The organism is Chryseobacterium sp. BIGb0232 (assembly GCF_024810195.1).
GTDB lineage: Bacteria > Bacteroidota > Bacteroidia > Flavobacteriales > Weeksellaceae > Chryseobacterium > Chryseobacterium pennae.
Window position 1 is genome coordinate 20,885 of sequence record NZ_JANUEH010000001.1, and the last position, 15,214, is coordinate 36,098.

General features: G+C 35.3%; 17 protein-coding genes. 6 read left to right on the forward strand and 11 right to left on the reverse strand.

The window, feature by feature from the left end; translation table 11 throughout:
* Positions 1 to 16: 16 nt before the first annotated feature.
* From M2372_RS00120 to M2372_RS00130, 3 genes are all read left to right on the forward strand, one after another.
* Positions 17 to 205, forward strand: coding sequence for a bacteriocin (locus M2372_RS00120; RefSeq protein ID WP_115971609.1), 189 nt, complete (start codon positions 17 to 19; stop codon positions 203 to 205).
* A gap of 28 nt (positions 206 to 233) precedes the next feature.
* On the forward strand, positions 234 to 389 hold the full coding sequence (locus M2372_RS00125; RefSeq protein WP_165852236.1) for a hypothetical protein: 156 nt from the start codon (positions 234 to 236) through the stop codon (positions 387 to 389).
* A gap of 198 nt (positions 390 to 587) precedes the next feature.
* Positions 588 to 779, forward strand: coding sequence for a hypothetical protein (locus M2372_RS00130; RefSeq protein WP_123318885.1), 192 nt, complete (start codon positions 588 to 590; stop codon positions 777 to 779).
* Between the two features lie 37 nt (positions 780 to 816).
* Here the strand turns inward: M2372_RS00130 and M2372_RS00135 are convergent, their stop codons facing one another.
* The 6 genes from M2372_RS00135 to M2372_RS00160 all read right to left on the reverse strand — a co-directional run bounded on the left by M2372_RS00135 (position 817) and on the right by M2372_RS00160 (position 6,291).
* On the reverse strand, positions 817 to 1,581 hold the full coding sequence (locus tag M2372_RS00135; RefSeq protein ID WP_123318884.1) for an SDR family NAD(P)-dependent oxidoreductase: 765 nt from the start codon (positions 1,579 to 1,581) through the stop codon (positions 817 to 819).
* An 87-nt stretch (positions 1,582 to 1,668) separates the two neighbouring features.
* Positions 1,669 to 2,607: an AraC family transcriptional regulator gene (locus M2372_RS00140; protein WP_123318883.1), complete on the reverse strand. Its 939-nt coding sequence runs from the start codon at positions 2,605 to 2,607 to the stop codon at positions 1,669 to 1,671.
* A 90-nt stretch (positions 2,608 to 2,697) separates the two neighbouring features.
* Positions 2,698 to 3,477: an AraC family transcriptional regulator gene (locus M2372_RS00145; RefSeq protein ID WP_123318882.1), complete on the reverse strand. Its 780-nt coding sequence runs from the start codon at positions 3,475 to 3,477 to the stop codon at positions 2,698 to 2,700.
* 6 nt (positions 3,478 to 3,483) lie between these two features.
* Positions 3,484 to 4,614 carry an MBL fold metallo-hydrolase gene (locus M2372_RS00150; RefSeq protein ID WP_123318881.1) on the reverse strand — a complete coding sequence of 377 codons (1,131 nt, stop codon included), beginning with the start codon at positions 4,612 to 4,614 and terminating at the stop codon, positions 3,484 to 3,486.
* Positions 4,611 to 5,264, reverse strand: a complete 654-nt coding sequence (locus M2372_RS00155) for an NAD-dependent epimerase/dehydratase family protein (RefSeq protein ID WP_123318880.1) — start codon at positions 5,262 to 5,264, stop codon at positions 4,611 to 4,613. The genes M2372_RS00150 and M2372_RS00155 overlap by 4 nt, the downstream gene beginning before the upstream one ends.
* A 1-nt stretch (position 5,265) precedes the next feature.
* The gene (locus tag M2372_RS00160; protein WP_123318879.1) at positions 5,266 to 6,291 is read right to left on the reverse strand and encodes an aldehyde reductase; all 1,026 of its coding nucleotides are present in this window, start codon (positions 6,289 to 6,291) and stop codon (positions 5,266 to 5,268) included.
* A 231-nt stretch (positions 6,292 to 6,522) separates the two neighbouring features.
* Between M2372_RS00160 and M2372_RS00165 the strand changes: the two genes are divergently transcribed.
* From M2372_RS00165 to M2372_RS00175, 3 genes are read left to right on the forward strand one after another with little or no spacing between them, the layout of a single operon-like run.
* Positions 6,523 to 6,729, forward strand: coding sequence for a hypothetical protein (locus M2372_RS00165; RefSeq protein ID WP_123319104.1), 207 nt, complete (start codon positions 6,523 to 6,525; stop codon positions 6,727 to 6,729).
* A 26-nt stretch (positions 6,730 to 6,755) separates the two neighbouring features.
* Positions 6,756 to 6,914, forward strand: coding sequence for a bacteriocin (locus M2372_RS00170; RefSeq protein WP_123318878.1), 159 nt, complete (start codon positions 6,756 to 6,758; stop codon positions 6,912 to 6,914).
* Positions 6,915 to 6,953: 39 nt separating this feature from the next.
* The gene (locus M2372_RS00175) at positions 6,954 to 7,115 is read left to right on the forward strand and encodes a bacteriocin (protein ID WP_123318877.1); all 162 of its coding nucleotides are present in this window, start codon (positions 6,954 to 6,956) and stop codon (positions 7,113 to 7,115) included.
* Positions 7,116 to 7,729: 614 nt separating this feature from the next.
* On the opposite strand, the gene ychF is transcribed toward M2372_RS00175, so the two are convergent.
* From ychF to typA, 5 genes are all read right to left on the reverse strand, one after another.
* A complete protein-coding gene (gene ychF, locus M2372_RS00180) occupies positions 7,730 to 8,821 on the reverse strand; it encodes a redox-regulated ATPase YchF (RefSeq protein ID WP_115971600.1) in 1,092 nt (363 codons plus the stop codon).
* 190 nt (positions 8,822 to 9,011) lie between these two features.
* Positions 9,012 to 9,563, reverse strand: a complete 552-nt coding sequence (locus M2372_RS00185; protein ID WP_115971599.1) for a ferritin — start codon at positions 9,561 to 9,563, stop codon at positions 9,012 to 9,014.
* 396 nt (positions 9,564 to 9,959) lie between these two features.
* A complete protein-coding gene (locus M2372_RS00190) occupies positions 9,960 to 10,988 on the reverse strand; it encodes an aerolysin family beta-barrel pore-forming toxin (protein WP_123318875.1) in 1,029 nt (342 codons plus the stop codon).
* Positions 10,989 to 11,567: 579 nt separating this feature from the next.
* The gene (locus tag M2372_RS00195) at positions 11,568 to 13,181 is read right to left on the reverse strand and encodes a glycoside hydrolase family 10 protein (RefSeq protein WP_123318874.1); all 1,614 of its coding nucleotides are present in this window, start codon (positions 13,179 to 13,181) and stop codon (positions 11,568 to 11,570) included.
* A gap of 141 nt (positions 13,182 to 13,322) precedes the next feature.
* Positions 13,323 to 15,128 (reverse strand): translational GTPase TypA, encoded by a 1,806-nt coding sequence (typA, locus tag M2372_RS00200; RefSeq protein ID WP_115971595.1) that lies wholly within the window; start codon positions 15,126 to 15,128, stop codon positions 13,323 to 13,325.
* Between the last annotated feature and the right edge of the window lie 86 nt (positions 15,129 to 15,214).

The window sequence follows — 15,214 nt, forward strand, 5'->3', positions numbered from 1 at the left end:
CTTAAATATCACGATTATGAAAACAGATATTCTACTGAAGAGACTTAGTAAAAAAGAATTAAAGACTATTGCTGGGGGTATGCTGGACTGTATGCCTGCTCAGAAAGTCTGTCTGCCTCATATGGAGCCATGCAATTCTAATGTTGATGAAAATGGCTGTGCTATGATTTCTCCTCATTGCGGACAAAAAATATGCAGACCTTAATAACAACCAATTTAACACAATCTAAACTATGAAAAACAATATCGAACTTAACGGAAGAAAATTGAACAAGAAACAACTGATCACCATCAAAGGTGGACTGAAAATCTGCAGACCGGAAGGCTTTACAGAATGTAAAGAATATGGGAAATTCTGCGGTGAACCGGAATGTAAAGCTCCTTTATAGTTCAACAAGACTCTACATCATAAAAAAGTCTATCTCCAATAGGGATAGACTTTTGTTTTTATATGTTACTATTTACAGGCAATACAACAACACCCCTATTAATTTGATACAATCACAAAACTTATTTTTCTCTCATACGGGATTTACAATTGGTATTTTCCGTATATTCGTTATACATAACTTACTAAATATCAAACCATGAACAAACAAAATTTAAACAGAGGAAAAAAACTAGCCAAGAAAGAGTTGGAAATGATTACAGGAGGAGGAGAGGTAAGATGTAAAATCTATGGGGACCGATGTTATTATTATGGCCCGGGATGCAGGGAAAAAGAATGCCAGCCACCCGTTCCTGTTGATCCGATTGACGATTACTCAATAATTATATAAAATAAGAACCGGCATACTTTACCGGTTCTTATTGTTATTAAAGAAACATTCCTCCTGAAACTTCAATTCTTTGTCCGTTAATCCAGCCAGCGTCATCTGTACATAAAAAAGCCACTACCCCACCGATATCATCTGGAAGGCCTACTCTACCCAAAGCTGTAGAACCGGATACCATATCATTGATTTCTTTATTATCTCTTACTCTTCCGCCACCGAAATCCGTTTCAATAGCTCCGGGAGCTATTACATTTGCTTTTATTTTTCTGGAACCCAATTCTTTGGCCATATATTTTGTAAGCATTTCCACTCCTGCTTTTATAGAACCATAGACAGAAGAGCCTGGTGTTGCAAACCTTGCCAGCCCTGAAGAAATATTAATAATTCCTCCGCCATCATTGATGAAAGGCAGTAGTTTCTGAGTTAAGAAGAATACTCCTTTAAAATGAATGTCTACCATATCATCCATCTGTTCTTCCGTAACTTCTGTAATAGGTGAATATAAAGCTGTTCCAGCATTATTAACCAGGTAATCAATATGAGAATTACCGGTGGATTCTTCTAGGTGACGGGTAACATTTTTAATAAAATTATCAAAGCTTTTACGGTCTTTTGTATCTAGCTGAAATGCTGCTGCATTCCTTCCTATAGCTTTTATTTCATCCACAACAGCTTCTGCTTCTTCCTCATTGTTTCTATATGTAATGATCACATCAAGTCCTTTTTGCGCAATCTTAAGTGCTGAGTTTTTACCTAAACCTCTGTTTCCTCCGGTTACCAATGCTATTTTTGTCTTTGTGTCCATATTTTGGGTTGTTTTAGTGATACAAAGTTGGAATATTTACAGCGAAAAGCATTTACTCGAATCAATCCGAAATTTGCAAAATTCAAATCATGCACGGAATTCTAAAGGAGTAAACGATGTTTTTCTCTTGAAAAAGTTTGAAAAGTGGGCTATTTCTTCAAAGCCGAGAGTATAAGAGATTTCAGATATATTCCATTGGGTTTGTCTCAAAAGGATCTTCGCTTCCTGGATAATGCGGTCACCAATAAATTCCGTAGTGGTTTTGCCGGTGCTTTCTTTTAATCTTTTATTGAGATAATTAACATGTACTGATAATCTTTCAGCGTAGTCATTGGCAGCTCTCAGTTGTAACCGTTGTTCCCTTGATTCAATGGGAAACTGCCTTTCCAACAATTCTATAAATAGAGATACTACTCTTATGGACGCATCTTTTGAAACTGAAATTTTTGTAGCAGGCTGCAGTTTTTGTCCATAATGAATAAGCTCCCAGACGTAATTTCTGATCAGATCATATTTAAATATATAATCCGAATCTATTTCTTTTTTTATTTTTTTAAAGAGAAGTTCTATTTCATCTGCCCAGTCATCATCAATTTCAAATATAGGAACCGCCCCAGGTTGAAAAATAGGCAGATTTTCCAAGGTATTGTAAGAGGCTTCTTTCATAAAAAAGTCTTCCGTAAATACACAAAAACTTCCTGATTGCTGAGCATTCTCCGGAATCCAATGGTATGGAACCTTAGGAGTGGCAAACAGCAATGCATTTCTTTCTATGGAAACGGTCTTATCGGCATACTCGGCTCTGTTTTCCCCTCTGATCAAACTTATTTTGTAATATTTCCGTCTGTTATAGGGCATTTCTGAAGTATTCCGTACTCTTTCAAGGGTTTGAGCAATGTCGAATACATTAAAGTGACCAATATCTTTGTGGAGGCCTTTAGGAAAAATATCTTCCAAGCTTTTTCCCAGCTTGGCAGTCATTTCCCTGTAAAAATCTTCTAGTGAAGCATGGGCTAATTTTTCCATAACAGATAACTTGTAAAATTCAAATATACAAAGTTATGAGGTCTCTTTTTTATCTGTTGTTTTTCAATATTAAGAATCTGCTTATTCCTGTTAAAGATTCTTGGCTGATATTCCAAACTCTTTTTTGAAAGCAAAAGAAAAGTGTGAAAAATCTTCAAAACCAAGATCAAGATAAATATCGCCTGGTCTTAGTTTTTTCTCTTCAATAAGAAAACGAGCTTCCTGTAATCGTCTTTTTACTAACCAGCGATTGGGTGTTTCATTAAAGATCTTTTTAAAATCTCTTTTAAATGCTGATAAACTTCGTCCTGTAAGAAAAGCCAACCTCTCTACATTCACATTGAATTTATAGTTTTTTTGCATAAACTGCTCAAGATCCAAACGCCCCGGAATTCCAAAATCAAAAAGGACATCTGCTAATTCAGGATGTATTTGCAGGAGAATGAGTAAAAGTTCTTCTCTTTTTACATCAGAAAAAGCACTGCTGATATTCCCTGAATCTGTATAATAAGGTTCTAATGAAATTAAAAAATGATCTATTAGTTTGTCTTTTTTTATGGAAATAAATGCATCTTTTGAATTAAATTTCTGAAAAGACAGGGTATGTTTTTTCAGAAATTCTTTCAAAAACAATTCGTCAAAGATAAAAACCACCTTTTCAAATTTATCATTGTCTTTCTGTTTATTATAACGTGCCAGTCTATTTTTCCTTACGATACAGCTATTCCCCGGCTTAAGGGTGTAGTGTTTATTTCCATCATAACCATTCATTGTACCCTTTGCCAGAAAAAGGAAGAAATGTTCTGATATAAACTGCTCAGGAGAAATAAGAGGTCCCACAAAGCAGGATTTTATTTCAGTAATCTTCATTTTGCATTATTTTACGTTTTTCCACCATTGTTTAAAAGTTTGAGCTCCATCATCCAATCTCACCACCTCACCTATTATTGGGGTAGCCAGACGGTAGTTTTTTGATTGGGACAAGGCATAAATTCGGTTAAGAGGTTCATTCCACGGATGCTTTGCCAGGGTAAACTTAGAGTGATGAACGGGCAATAGGTTTTTCGCTTTTAGTTCAGCAGTTGCCAATGCCACTTCTTCAGGCAGTTCATGTACGGATCGCCAGGCTTTGTTATACTGTCCACACTCCATGATTGCCCAGTCTATAGCAGGATGATCTGCAGCTATTTTCTTAAAACGGTCACTATATCCGCCATCCCCGCTATAATAAATATTCATCGCTGAAGACTGAATGAAAAAAGACAGCCACAATGCCTGTGAATCTTTAAATCCCCTGCCTCCTGCATGATGAGTATTCTCTGTATATATTGCAAAGCCCTGTTTTACTTCCAGCTTATCTCCCCAATCTTTTTCGATAATTTGCTTAGGTTTATACCCCCATTTTTCATAATGTGCTCCTGCTCCCAAACCACAAACCACAAATTTCACTTTAGATTGTAGTGCTTTTACAGTCTCATAATCCAGATGATCATAGTGATCATGGGAAAGTAGCATATAATCAATTTCAGGCATATCGGCTACAGTATATACATCACTTCCTTTATAAGCTTTTACCCCCCATGGCAAAGGAGATGCTTTACCACTGAAAACAGGATCCACCAAAATTTTAATCCCATCTACCTGTAAAAAGAAAGATGAATGCCCAAACCAAACCAATATATTCTCATGAGAGGGAATAGCCTTTAAATTTGTTTTCACGGAGGGTAAAACACCTTCAGGTTCGGTATTCGGATAAGTTTCAACCATGGATTTCCAAATTTCTTCTATAAAACTGTATCCCGGAGTAATAACAGGCTTTTCTTCAAGATTCCTGAATTTTCCGTTTTTGTAGTGAACTGATTCTTTTATTGATGCCAGTCTTTCACCTTCAGGAAGTGCTCCGAACTGAGGCTGTTTCATATAAAAATAAACGGTAACCGTCACGATTAAAATGAGACACAGTAAAACAGCGCCTACAGTTTTGATTATTGTTAAAATTTTTTTCATCGGGTAGCTTCTTTTATATCCTTTACTTCCAGTACAGCACTCTTATATCCATTTTCAGCACAATGAATCATTGACAGCCCTACTTCTTCCATAGTACAGATCCAATCAGGAAATAGGAAATACCATACGGGAGACAAGACCTCAAAAAAACGATAAATAAAACGAACATTTTTCTGCCCTTTTACTGGTTTCATAAATCCGGGACGAAAGTTATAAACTGCTTTAAAAGGGAGTTTCAGCAGGGCATTTTCTGTCCGTCCTTTTACTCTTGCCCACATTACTTTTCCTTTCTCTGTACTGTCTGTACGGTTTCCGGAGACATAAATAAAAGTCATAGTTTTGTTTATTTGAGATAATATTTCTGCGAAAGGTAACACAAAATCATAAGTCTTCCGGGTAAAACTTTCTTCAGTTTCTCCTACAGAACTTACTCCTGCACAAAAGAAGCAGGCATCATATTCCTTAAGTTCTGTACTGTAGTTGTTAATTTCAGAAAAATCTTTTATAATAAGCTCTTTAAGCTTATTATGCTTACGTTCTGAAGATTTTCTGCTGACAGTTAATACTTCCGTGACTTCCGGATTATTAAGACACACCAGTAAAACTCCTTCTCCCACCAATCCTGTTGCTCCTGTGATGATTACTTTCATTTTAAATCTGGTTAAATTTAATTAAACTTTCTGCAGCAGCCACAATGGCTTCTTCGGCACTTCTGGGTTTCCAATGTAACAATGTTTTCGCTTTTTCATTACTTGCTTTTTTTACCAGACCTAAATGTGGAACAATCATTTTAATCTTCGGATTGAAAACTGACAGCAATCGTATTACCCAGCTTGGCAACTCCTTTGTTGGAACTTTATGGGCAACATCCCCTAGGTTTCTTCTTAAGATTTTTGCAACTTCCAGCATCGACAGTGCTTCCCCGGCAACAGCAATGAAACGCTGCCCGTTTGCTTCAGGCATTGTTAGGGCTCTAAAATGAAGATCTGCTACATCCCGGACATCCACATATCCTGTAATGAGTTTAGGGCAACCTTTCATTTCTCCGTTCATCATTTGTCTTATAATCTGGATAGAATGGGCATAGTCAGTTGATAAAACAGGCCCCATAACAGTTGTTGGATTAACTACAGATAATTCCATACTCTCCCCTTCACTTTGTATAAATTCCCAGGCTGCTTTCTCAGAAATGGTTTTAGAGCGCTGATAAGGAAATACCGTATCATTAAGAACTGTCCAGTCTTCTTCTGTATAAGGTGTATCTTTCAGAGTTCCGTAGCTTACTGCACCAAAAGCAGATGTCAATACAACTCTTTTTACTCCCGCTTTCTTTGCTGCCCGCAATACAAATAAAACTCCATTCTTAGCAGGAATAACAAAATCATCTTCTGTTTTTGCATCTGTATTGGGAGTAGGTGATGCTGTATGCATAACATACTGACAACCTTCAGCAGCTTTATCCCAACTAGCTTCATTTTGTAAATCAGCTTCGGTAAAAGATATATCTTCAAAAGAAGTGATTCCACCCTCTTTAAGCATTTCTTTTACCAATTCTGCTTTTTTAAGGGAACGGAGTGTAGCTTTCACTTTATACCCGTTATTAAGCAAAGTGATTATAGAATAACAGGCAATAAATCCTGAACCACCAGTTACGAGAACCGTTTCTTTTTTTTCCATTTTCTTACGTATTTATAAAGCAAATTTCCTGATTAAAACACAGATAGAGTTTGTTGAAAAGTTCTTTTTTATGTGTTGAAAGGTTCATCATATTGAAGAAGATCAATTTAGTCTCAATTACTAATTTAAATGCATTTTATTAAAATAATTATCATTTTATCTATAAACAGTGATTTATATTCAATTATTTTCATTACATTCGTTATAACTAACTCACTAAAAATCAAATCAATGAAAAATCAATTTTTACAATTCGGGAAAAAACTTAATAAAAAAGAACTTACAACGATTAGAGGAGGATTACTGAACTGTATGGAATCGGTACTTTGTCCCACTCCACATGAACCATGTGAATCTCCATATCCTAATGGCTGTACCATTATTTCACCTGTCTGCGGACAAAAAGAGTGCAGACCAGCACCCATCACTATAGAATAATTCTCAAATCTCTTAAAATTAATACTATGAATAACGGCAAAAAACTGAACAAAAAAGAATTAAAATCCATCAAAGGTGGATTACAGATGTGTCTTGATCCTGAAACAAGACGATGCATAGATACTGGAATACGATGCGCGGAAAGAGAGTGCAGATATGTACCTGAGCCTCCATTTCCAAACTAATTAAAAAAACTAACTATCAGGTAATTTAAAACTAAAAATATGAAAAATAAAAACTTAAACAACGGCAAAAAACTAAATAAAAAAGAGCTAAGATCCATCACTGGAGGATTAAGACAATGTATAGACCCTATGACTGGCAAATGCAGAATTTTTGGCTTTGGATGCGCAGAAATACAATGCAGACCTGTATTGGAACTTTAAGAAACATATATCAGCTTAAATAACGCAAAAAAGCTAAACAAAAAGGAATTAAGGATTGCTGCCAGTGGACTCATGAAATGTACCTGAATCTGATATTCCTTAGGAGAAACTCCTCAAAGGTTAATAAAAAAATAACATCTAAAATCAACAACTATGAAAAATCAAAATTTAAGTAAGGGGCAAAAACTAAACAAAAAAGAATTAAGATCCATTACCGGAGGATTAATGCGATGTTATGATCCAATGACAGGCAGCTGCTTTATGACAGGACCAAAGTGTGGTGAAACAATTTGCAGATTTGTACTGGAACCAGAGGACCCATTCATGTAAGATATTTAACTATACCTGTTTAAAATACAAAACACTTCTGTTCATTTGGAAGTGTTTTTTTTATAAAGAAAGCTTATATCTTTTACAGGCCCTGAGCACGAAAAAAGTAAAGCAGGAATTGCAAAATATAAGATTTTCACAGTTACTGCATTTATTAAAAAAAGCTTCCAAACTTACACAAAAAGTAAATTCTTTTTATAATTTTCAATGCATCATTATATGCAAAAAAACGCTCCCAAATACATGGAAACGCTTTTTTTATAAACTAACTTTAATATTTTTTCTTATACGTTGAATCTAAAGTGCATGATGTCACCATCCTGTACAATATATTCTTTACCTTCTACAGAAAGTTTTCCGGCTTCTTTTACTTTTACTTCTGAACCGTACGTCATATAATCATTATATTTGATTACTTCTGCACGGATGAATCCTTTTTCAAAGTCTGTGTGGATTACTCCAGCTGCCTGAGGAGCCGTCCATCCCTGTCCGATAGTCCATGCTCTTACTTCTTTTACTCCGGCAGTGAAATACGTCTGAAGTTTTAAAAGATCGTAAGCTTTTCTGATCAAACGGTTTACTCCCGGTTCTGTAAGACCTAGCTCGTCAAGGAAAATTTCTCTTTCTTCGAAAGTCTCTAATTCATTGATGTCAGCTTCAATCTGAGCAGCTAATACAACTACTTCAGCCCCTTCATTTTTAGCCATCTCTTCGATCTTTGCAATCCAATCGTTTCCGTTTTTGATAGAATTTTCATCTACGTTACAAACGTAAAGTACCGGCTTATTCGTTAAAAGCTGAACTTCAGCAATGATTGACTTTGCAAAATCATCCATCGCAAATTCTCTTGCGTTTTTCCCATCTTCTAAGAATTTCTGTAAATTCTGAAGGGTTTCGTAAGTAAGAAGATCTTCTTTCTTACCGGATTTGATGAATTTTTTAGCTTTTTCAACTGCTTTCCCTACTGTTTCAAGATCTTTCAGTTGAAGTTCAATATCAATGATTTCTTTATCTCTTAACGGATCTACTGAACCTTCTACGTGAATGATATTTCCATTATCAAAACATCTTAAAACATGGATAATTGCCTCACACTCACGAATATTTGCCAAGAACTGATTCCCCAATCCTTCTCCTTTGCTGGCACCTTTTACAAGACCTGCAATATCAACGATTTCAACAACAGCCGGTAAAACTCTTTCAGGTTTTACGATTTTCTCCAATTCAAACAATCTCTGATCCGGCACTGAAACTGTTCCCAGGTTCGGTTCAATAGTACAGAAAGGATAGTTTGCTGATTGAGCTTTTGCATTGCTCAGACAGTTAAAAAGTGTTGATTTACCTACATTCGGCAGGCCTACGATTCCACATTTCATATTGTAAAATTCAAAGTTTAAGGTTTAAGGTTGGAAGTTCTAAGTTTTCAGATTCAAAGTTTTCACTCTGATTGTTGATTCCTGAACTTTCAGCGTGCAAAGATAGTGAATTTTAAGGGAGTTTCATAATAAAAAAATCTGCCAGCATTCCTGACAGATTTTCAAGCAGTTTTTGCTTCACCGGTGATTTTTAGGGATTATTTCCTGTGGCTTCCTGGGCCAGAGGAACATCATTCGGGGCTTCCTGTAAAGTTTTATCTAAAGTAAATAAAGATTCATCCGTAGCTCTGTCTCCGCCTGCAATTTTTAATTTATCGATAAGGTTCTGAGCTAATGTTTCTTCTTCAATCTGTTCCTGTACAAACCACTGCATAAAATTCCAGGTTGCCCAGTCTTTTTCGGCCATAGAAAGATCTACGATTTTGTAGATGGCGGTTGTATTGTCTACTTCATGTTTGAAAACACCTTCAAAACAGGCTGTAAGGCTTTCCGGATCTGCCGGAGGAGCCGGTATGGCATTTACTTTTGGTTTTCCGCCTCTGTTTAAAATATACTCCATAAATTTGATCGAATGGTTTCTTTCTTCCTGAGAATGACGGTAAAGAAAATTGGCAATTCCCTGATAACCTTTATCATCGGCCCAAATGCCATACGACAGAAAAATGTGTGATGCATGAATCTCCTTGTTCATTTGGTCACTAAGTGCTTTTTCCACCTTTGCGGAAAGTCTGTTAGTATTCATAATGTTATATTTTGGTGATTATGTGATTATTCATGCAAAAATGATTCCGAGAAGGCTTTGACTTTACATTGAAACAGATAAGTTTAATTTATAATATTCTGATTTTTATTATTTTAAATTAATAATTTATAAATATTCACAATACACAATAAAAACACAATACATTAAAAATCAACAAACTATACTGCATACGAGTTACAAAAACATCTTCGTAGTGAATTTCTTTTTTAATGAAAGGCTGCCATTTGAAAAAGTCTAAATAATTACAAAGTATATCCACCGGAGTTACCCAAATTTAATGAATAATTAATCATGAAAAATCCCTAAATTTTCACTCAGGGATTTTATATTTCAGAAATATTTACATTATTGGTTAGAAATAAACTTATTTCTAATTTATAATTTTACTGCAGGAGATTCAAGTATTTTAACAGTTGAACTGGCAACAGATTTTACGACTCCTTGCTCATTCATAGGGATAGAACTATCTCTTAGTAAACCTTTAGTTATATCCATATTATTGATTTCGTATCTATAGCCTGGTGTGCATAAAACATAGGTACCATTTATAGTTATTGGAACGGTATAATTCACTTCTGAACCTTGCATTTTTGTAAATACTTTAATGCTTTTTTTACTATTAGCAGGCACCTTAGTTTTATAAGAACTAGTTAAGGTCTTTTCGTTTGTAGTATCTTCTCCCCAAGATTTTTCCCCACCTACCATTATTTCTACAGTCGTTTCCCCTTTCGCAGTGAGCGGAATACCGAATGATAAGGTTGAACCAATTTTCAAACTCCCTGAAAATTTCGTATTCCAAGTGTATTTGTAACCTGTTTTATAAGAATAGGTTACTGTAATTTCACTATCTTCATTACTTGCATTAGTCACCTCTGTTGAGAACACTTCATCAGGTAATTCTAATTGATTGGGTTTAGCTACAAGTTCTGGTTTTCCCAAAAGAACATAAGTATCTGCTTTCCACCAGTTTTTCTCTTCTTTAATATTTTTACGACCTAAAGCAAAATCACGAGTAAAAAGTACTCCATTAGGATCAGGATAACTACCCCCTGGGGTTAGAGATTTCAGCTGTTTTATAACCTCTTGTTGCTCCTTTCTGCCATTGTCAGTATCACTCAGATCCCATCCCATTTGAGATAAATATTTTTCAGTAAAAGGAACTTTGATATCCGATTGCTCCATTGATCTTGCAGATGTTTTAGCTCTATTCTTTAGCTCTGGAATCAAGTTGATTTCTTTTACTATTGTCCAACCTTGTGCTAATAATTCCTTTTCTGTTATACTGTTGTTGGGGGTAGTTGATTTCTCATTTTCTAATATGCTCGTGCTGTCAGCTCGCGAACAAGAAACAATAGATAGTACTGTAATCCCAACATATAGGAATTTTAAATATTTTTTTTTCATTGTATTTTAGCTATAAGGTGGCAACCCTTTTTTAATTAAAAAAAAAGTGTAGAAATATTGATTGTGTTCTAATTAGTGATTTTTAATTTTGCAGTCATCATTTTTACAATGTCAAATATACAATATAATTCACATAATTTTGATTAAATATTAATTTAAACCATTTATTAATAATAGTATTGTATTTTTTTTATGATTTTCATTTAAAATATAATTATTTAAACCCATTATGCATTTTGAAATAAAAATACTCTTCTAGAATATTTTTCATGAAAATAACGTCATTAACGATTATGTAATATAGATTATATTAATAAAAAATATAATATCAATTGATTATTGCAATTAAAATTAGTCGTAAATGATAGATTTTATACTAAAATCGCCAAAATATACAATGGATTATTTAAGTATAATTGTGAGTATAAATTATTAATACCCTTGCTTATTAGGTTTAAATTTTTAAAAACCTTTTTCACAGTTTTTTCTTCAAACCCAGAAATCTAAAGAATTCAACAAAAAAGAGGTTCAACTTAAAGTTAAACCCCTTCTAAATTTTATAAGATCTCTGGCAACGAATTATTTCATTTTCTTTGCCATATAATCACTTTCATTTCCTAGTCTGTTTATCGCTTTAATGGCTAATGCATTAAGCTTTTTCCCATCTTTAAACTTAGGAATATCTTTGGAAAGAGTATCCTGTGTCATAATTTCGGTTTGCCATACTCCGTCATACTGACTGAAAAGCACCCATTGGAAGACTTCTGAAGCATTTTTTGAACTCCATCTTGTCTGTGCAAAGCTTCCATTATCTGTAATAAATAAGGTTGGTGTTTGTAATGGAGCGGTCTTGATCCATGGAGATTTCGGAACTAGTGCTTTTTCACTGTAAGGTCCATTCTTCAAAGCTGGAAGCATTCCCGGGTTTTTAGTCAATCCTGCAATGCTCCAGTGAATTTCACCGGCATCATTCTTCAGGATCTTTCTGGAAATTTCAATCTGGTTTTTGATTTCTGTTGGGCGGTCATAGGTTTTAATCTCAACCGTATTCAAACCTGGCCATAAGTGACGTTTCATTGTATTTTCTGACTGCCACCAGTTTAGCAACGCTTCAAAGCCCTGCCCTTTTGAATCAATCGGCCAGTACAATTGTGGAGAGAAATAATCTACCCAACCTCTGTTTAACCATAATTTAGCATCCGCATATAACTCGTCAAACTGTGAAGATCCAACAATTCCTGCGGGATATCCCGGTTTCCAGATTCCAAATGGGCTGATTCCAAATCTTACGTTATTTTTTTCTGCATGAATTTCCTTATAGATACGTTCTACAAATTTATTCACGTTATCTCTTCTCCAGTCTGCTCTAGATAAGGTTCCGCCACTGCTTTGATAAGCGTTCCATGTAGCATAATCCGGGAAATCGGCTCCTTTGTTATAAGTAGCGTATGGATAGAAATAATCGTCAAAATGAATGGCATCAATGTCGTATCTTTTTACAATATCCTTCACAACATTGGAAACATGGTCCTGCGTTTTTGGATTAGCCGGATCAAACCAGTACATTCCATTTTTTAATCTCACCACAATATCAGACATTCTGTTAGCCATTGACATCTTATTAACTGTACCGCCATTGGTATGGTGGGCACGGTAAGGATTCAGCCATACGTGTAGTTCCAATCCTCTTTTGTGAGCTTCTTCGATCCAGAATAATAACGGATCATAGTTTGGATAAGGTGCAGCACCGGTTTCTCCAGTCAAGAAGTAAGACCATGGTTCAAGATTGCTTGTATACAAAGCATCTGCGGAAGGTCTGATCTGAAAGATGGCTGCATTGAAGTTATTATCTTTGAGCATATCCAGCATACTGATAGCTTCTGCTTTCTGCTGATCTACAGTAAGATTATTTTTGGAAGGCCAGTTAATATTGGCAACACTGGCAATCCATGCGCCACGGAATTCTCTTTTGATCTCCGGAAGATTGGTTCTGAATGTTTCTTCCGTTGTAGTTCCTGTGGTAGGCTTTACTGCTACAGGAGGTTTTGGCTGGGTTGTAGTGTTATTGGTATTAGGTTTTGTTGTATTTTTAACAGGAGGAGTCTTTGTTACATTGTTCTGAACGGAACATGAGATACTATAAGATGAAACAACTCCCAATAAAACGATAAGTTTTAATTTATTCATTTTCATAGCCGTAAAACTACTTTAAATTATATTTTACTATTTCGGATATTCTTTTGAAAAAATAAACAATTTTTCCGATTATTTAGAAAAAAAGCCTCGAAAAATTCGAGGCTTTTCTATATGATATTGATTATAAATCAGAGCTTATTAAGCTTTCCCTGATCTTTCAACTCTTTTTCTTTCTTCTTCAGAAAGAAGTTTCTTACGCATTCTGATAAAGTTTGGAGTTACCTCGATTGCCTCATCAGCCTGGATATATTCCATACATTCTTCAAGAGAGAATAAGATTTTTGGTGCAACACCTGTATCTTTATCTTTTCCAGAAGCTCTCATGTTATTCAACTGTTTTGCTTCAACGATGTTTACAACCAAGTCACCCGGCTTATTTTGCTCACCGATAACCATTCCTGCATAGATCTCCTCACCCGGATCAACATAGAACTTACCTCTATCCTGTAATTTAGCGATAGAATATTCTGTAGCTGGACCTTGAGTTTTGCTGATCAATACCCCATTACTTCTTCCAGGAATAGCTCCTTTGAAAGGCTTGTATTCTGTGAAACGGTGTGCCATAATAGCTTCACCTGCAGTAGCTGTCAACATTTGAGAACGCAATCCGATCAAACCTCTTGAAGGAATTTCGAATTCCATGTGCTGCATTTCACCTTTAGTTTCCATAATGTGAAGATCTCCTTTTCTCTGAGTCGCTAAGTCGATAACTCTTGAAGCAAATTCTTCAGGAACGTCTACAACTAAAGATTCATAAGGCTCACATTTTTCACCATCAATTTCTCTTAAGATAACCTGTGGCTGACCAATCGTCATTTCATACCCTTCTCTTCTCATTGTTTCGATCAAAACTGACAAGTGAAGAATACCTCTACCGAATACCAAGAAAGTATTGGCATCATCAGTCTGTTGAACTCTTAATGCTAAGTTTTTCTCTAATTCTTTATATAATCTTTCTTTCAGGTGATTAGAGGTAACATATTTACCGTCTTTACCGAAGAAAGGTGAATTGTTAATTGAGAACGTCATGTTCAACGTAGGCTCATCAATTGCAGTTCTTTCCAATGGCTCAGGATTTTCAAGATCTACGAAAGAATCTCCAATCTGGAAAGCATCAAAACCTACTACAGCACAGATATCTCCTGCCTGTACTTCAGTTACTTTTTTCTTCCCTAAACCTTCGAAAACGTATAATTCTTTTACTTTTCCTTTTACCACTTTTCCATCTGCCTGAGCAAGACCAATCCATTGAGATTCTTTAAGCTCTCCTCTTGTTACTTTTCCGATTGCAATTCTTCCTAAGAAAGAAGAGAAATCTAATGAAGTAATCTGCATCTGAAGGTTACCTTCAGTTACTTTAGGCTCAGGAACATACTGTAAGATACCATCTAATAATGGCATAATGTCTTCAGTTTGTTCTAATGAAGTGTTGAACCAACCTTGTTTTGAAGATCCATAGAATGTAGGGAAATCCAACTGCTCTTCTGTAGCTTCAAGGTTGAAGAATAAGTCAAATACTTTATCATGAACTTCATCAGGACGACAGTTTGGCTTATCTACTTTATTGATAACCACTAATGGTCTCAATCCTAATTCTAACGCTTTCTGTAGTACGAATCTTGTCTGTGGCATTGGTCCTTCGAACGCATCCACTAACAAAATAACTCCGTCAGCCATTTTCAATACTCTCTCTACTTCTCCACCGAAATCCGCGTGACCAGGAGTATCAATTACGTTAATTTTAGTGTCTTTATAAGTAACAGAAATATTCTTGGATAAGATGGTGATCCCTCTTTCTCTTTCAAGATCATTGTTATCCATAATTAATTCTCCACTCTCCTGATTTTCTCTGAAAATATTGGTAGCGTGGATGATTTTGTCAACCAAAGTCGTCTTACCGTGGTCAACGTGTGCGATAATCGCAATATTTCTAATGTTTTGCATATAGGATTTTTACGGGTGCAAAAATAGTGATTTTAAATGAATTAATTAAAAAGTTTATGCAATATTTAACAATTTCATAATGAGAA

Excerpts from the sequence above, each read along its gene's own strand:
- M2372_RS00145 (WP_123318882.1), bottom strand. The coding sequence starts at position 3,477 with ATGAAGATTACTGAAATAAAATCCTGCTTTGTGGGACCTCTTATTTCT.
- typA (WP_115971595.1), bottom strand. The coding sequence starts at position 15,128 with ATGCAAAACATTAGAAATATTGCGATTATCGCACACGTTGACCACGGT.
- M2372_RS00135 (WP_123318884.1), bottom strand. The coding sequence starts at position 1,581 with ATGGACACAAAGACAAAAATAGCATTGGTAACCGGAGGAAACAGAGGT.
- M2372_RS00195 (WP_123318874.1), bottom strand. The coding sequence starts at position 13,181 with ATGAAAATGAATAAATTAAAACTTATCGTTTTATTGGGAGTTGTTTCA.
- ychF (WP_115971600.1), bottom strand. The coding sequence starts at position 8,821 with ATGAAATGTGGAATCGTAGGCCTGCCGAATGTAGGTAAATCAACACTT.
- M2372_RS00170 (WP_123318878.1), top strand. The coding sequence starts at position 6,756 with ATGAATAACGGCAAAAAACTGAACAAAAAAGAATTAAAATCCATCAAA.
- M2372_RS00155 (WP_123318880.1), bottom strand. The coding sequence starts at position 5,264 with ATGAAAGTAATCATCACAGGAGCAACAGGATTGGTGGGAGAAGGAGTT.
- M2372_RS00140 (WP_123318883.1), bottom strand. The coding sequence starts at position 2,607 with ATGGAAAAATTAGCCCATGCTTCACTAGAAGATTTTTACAGGGAAATG.
- M2372_RS00160 (WP_123318879.1), bottom strand. The coding sequence starts at position 6,291 with ATGGAAAAAAAAGAAACGGTTCTCGTAACTGGTGGTTCAGGATTTATT.
- M2372_RS00130 (WP_123318885.1), top strand. The coding sequence starts at position 588 with ATGAACAAACAAAATTTAAACAGAGGAAAAAAACTAGCCAAGAAAGAG.
- M2372_RS00120 (WP_115971609.1), top strand. The coding sequence starts at position 17 with ATGAAAACAGATATTCTACTGAAGAGACTTAGTAAAAAAGAATTAAAG.
- M2372_RS00150 (WP_123318881.1), bottom strand. The coding sequence starts at position 4,614 with ATGAAAAAAATTTTAACAATAATCAAAACTGTAGGCGCTGTTTTACTG.
- M2372_RS00190 (WP_123318875.1), bottom strand. The coding sequence starts at position 10,988 with ATGAAAAAAAAATATTTAAAATTCCTATATGTTGGGATTACAGTACTA.
- M2372_RS00185 (WP_115971599.1), bottom strand. The coding sequence starts at position 9,563 with ATGAATACTAACAGACTTTCCGCAAAGGTGGAAAAAGCACTTAGTGAC.
- M2372_RS00165 (WP_123319104.1), top strand. The coding sequence starts at position 6,523 with ATGAAAAATCAATTTTTACAATTCGGGAAAAAACTTAATAAAAAAGAA.
- M2372_RS00125 (WP_165852236.1), top strand. The coding sequence starts at position 234 with ATGAAAAACAATATCGAACTTAACGGAAGAAAATTGAACAAGAAACAA.
- M2372_RS00175 (WP_123318877.1), top strand. The coding sequence starts at position 6,954 with ATGAAAAATAAAAACTTAAACAACGGCAAAAAACTAAATAAAAAAGAG.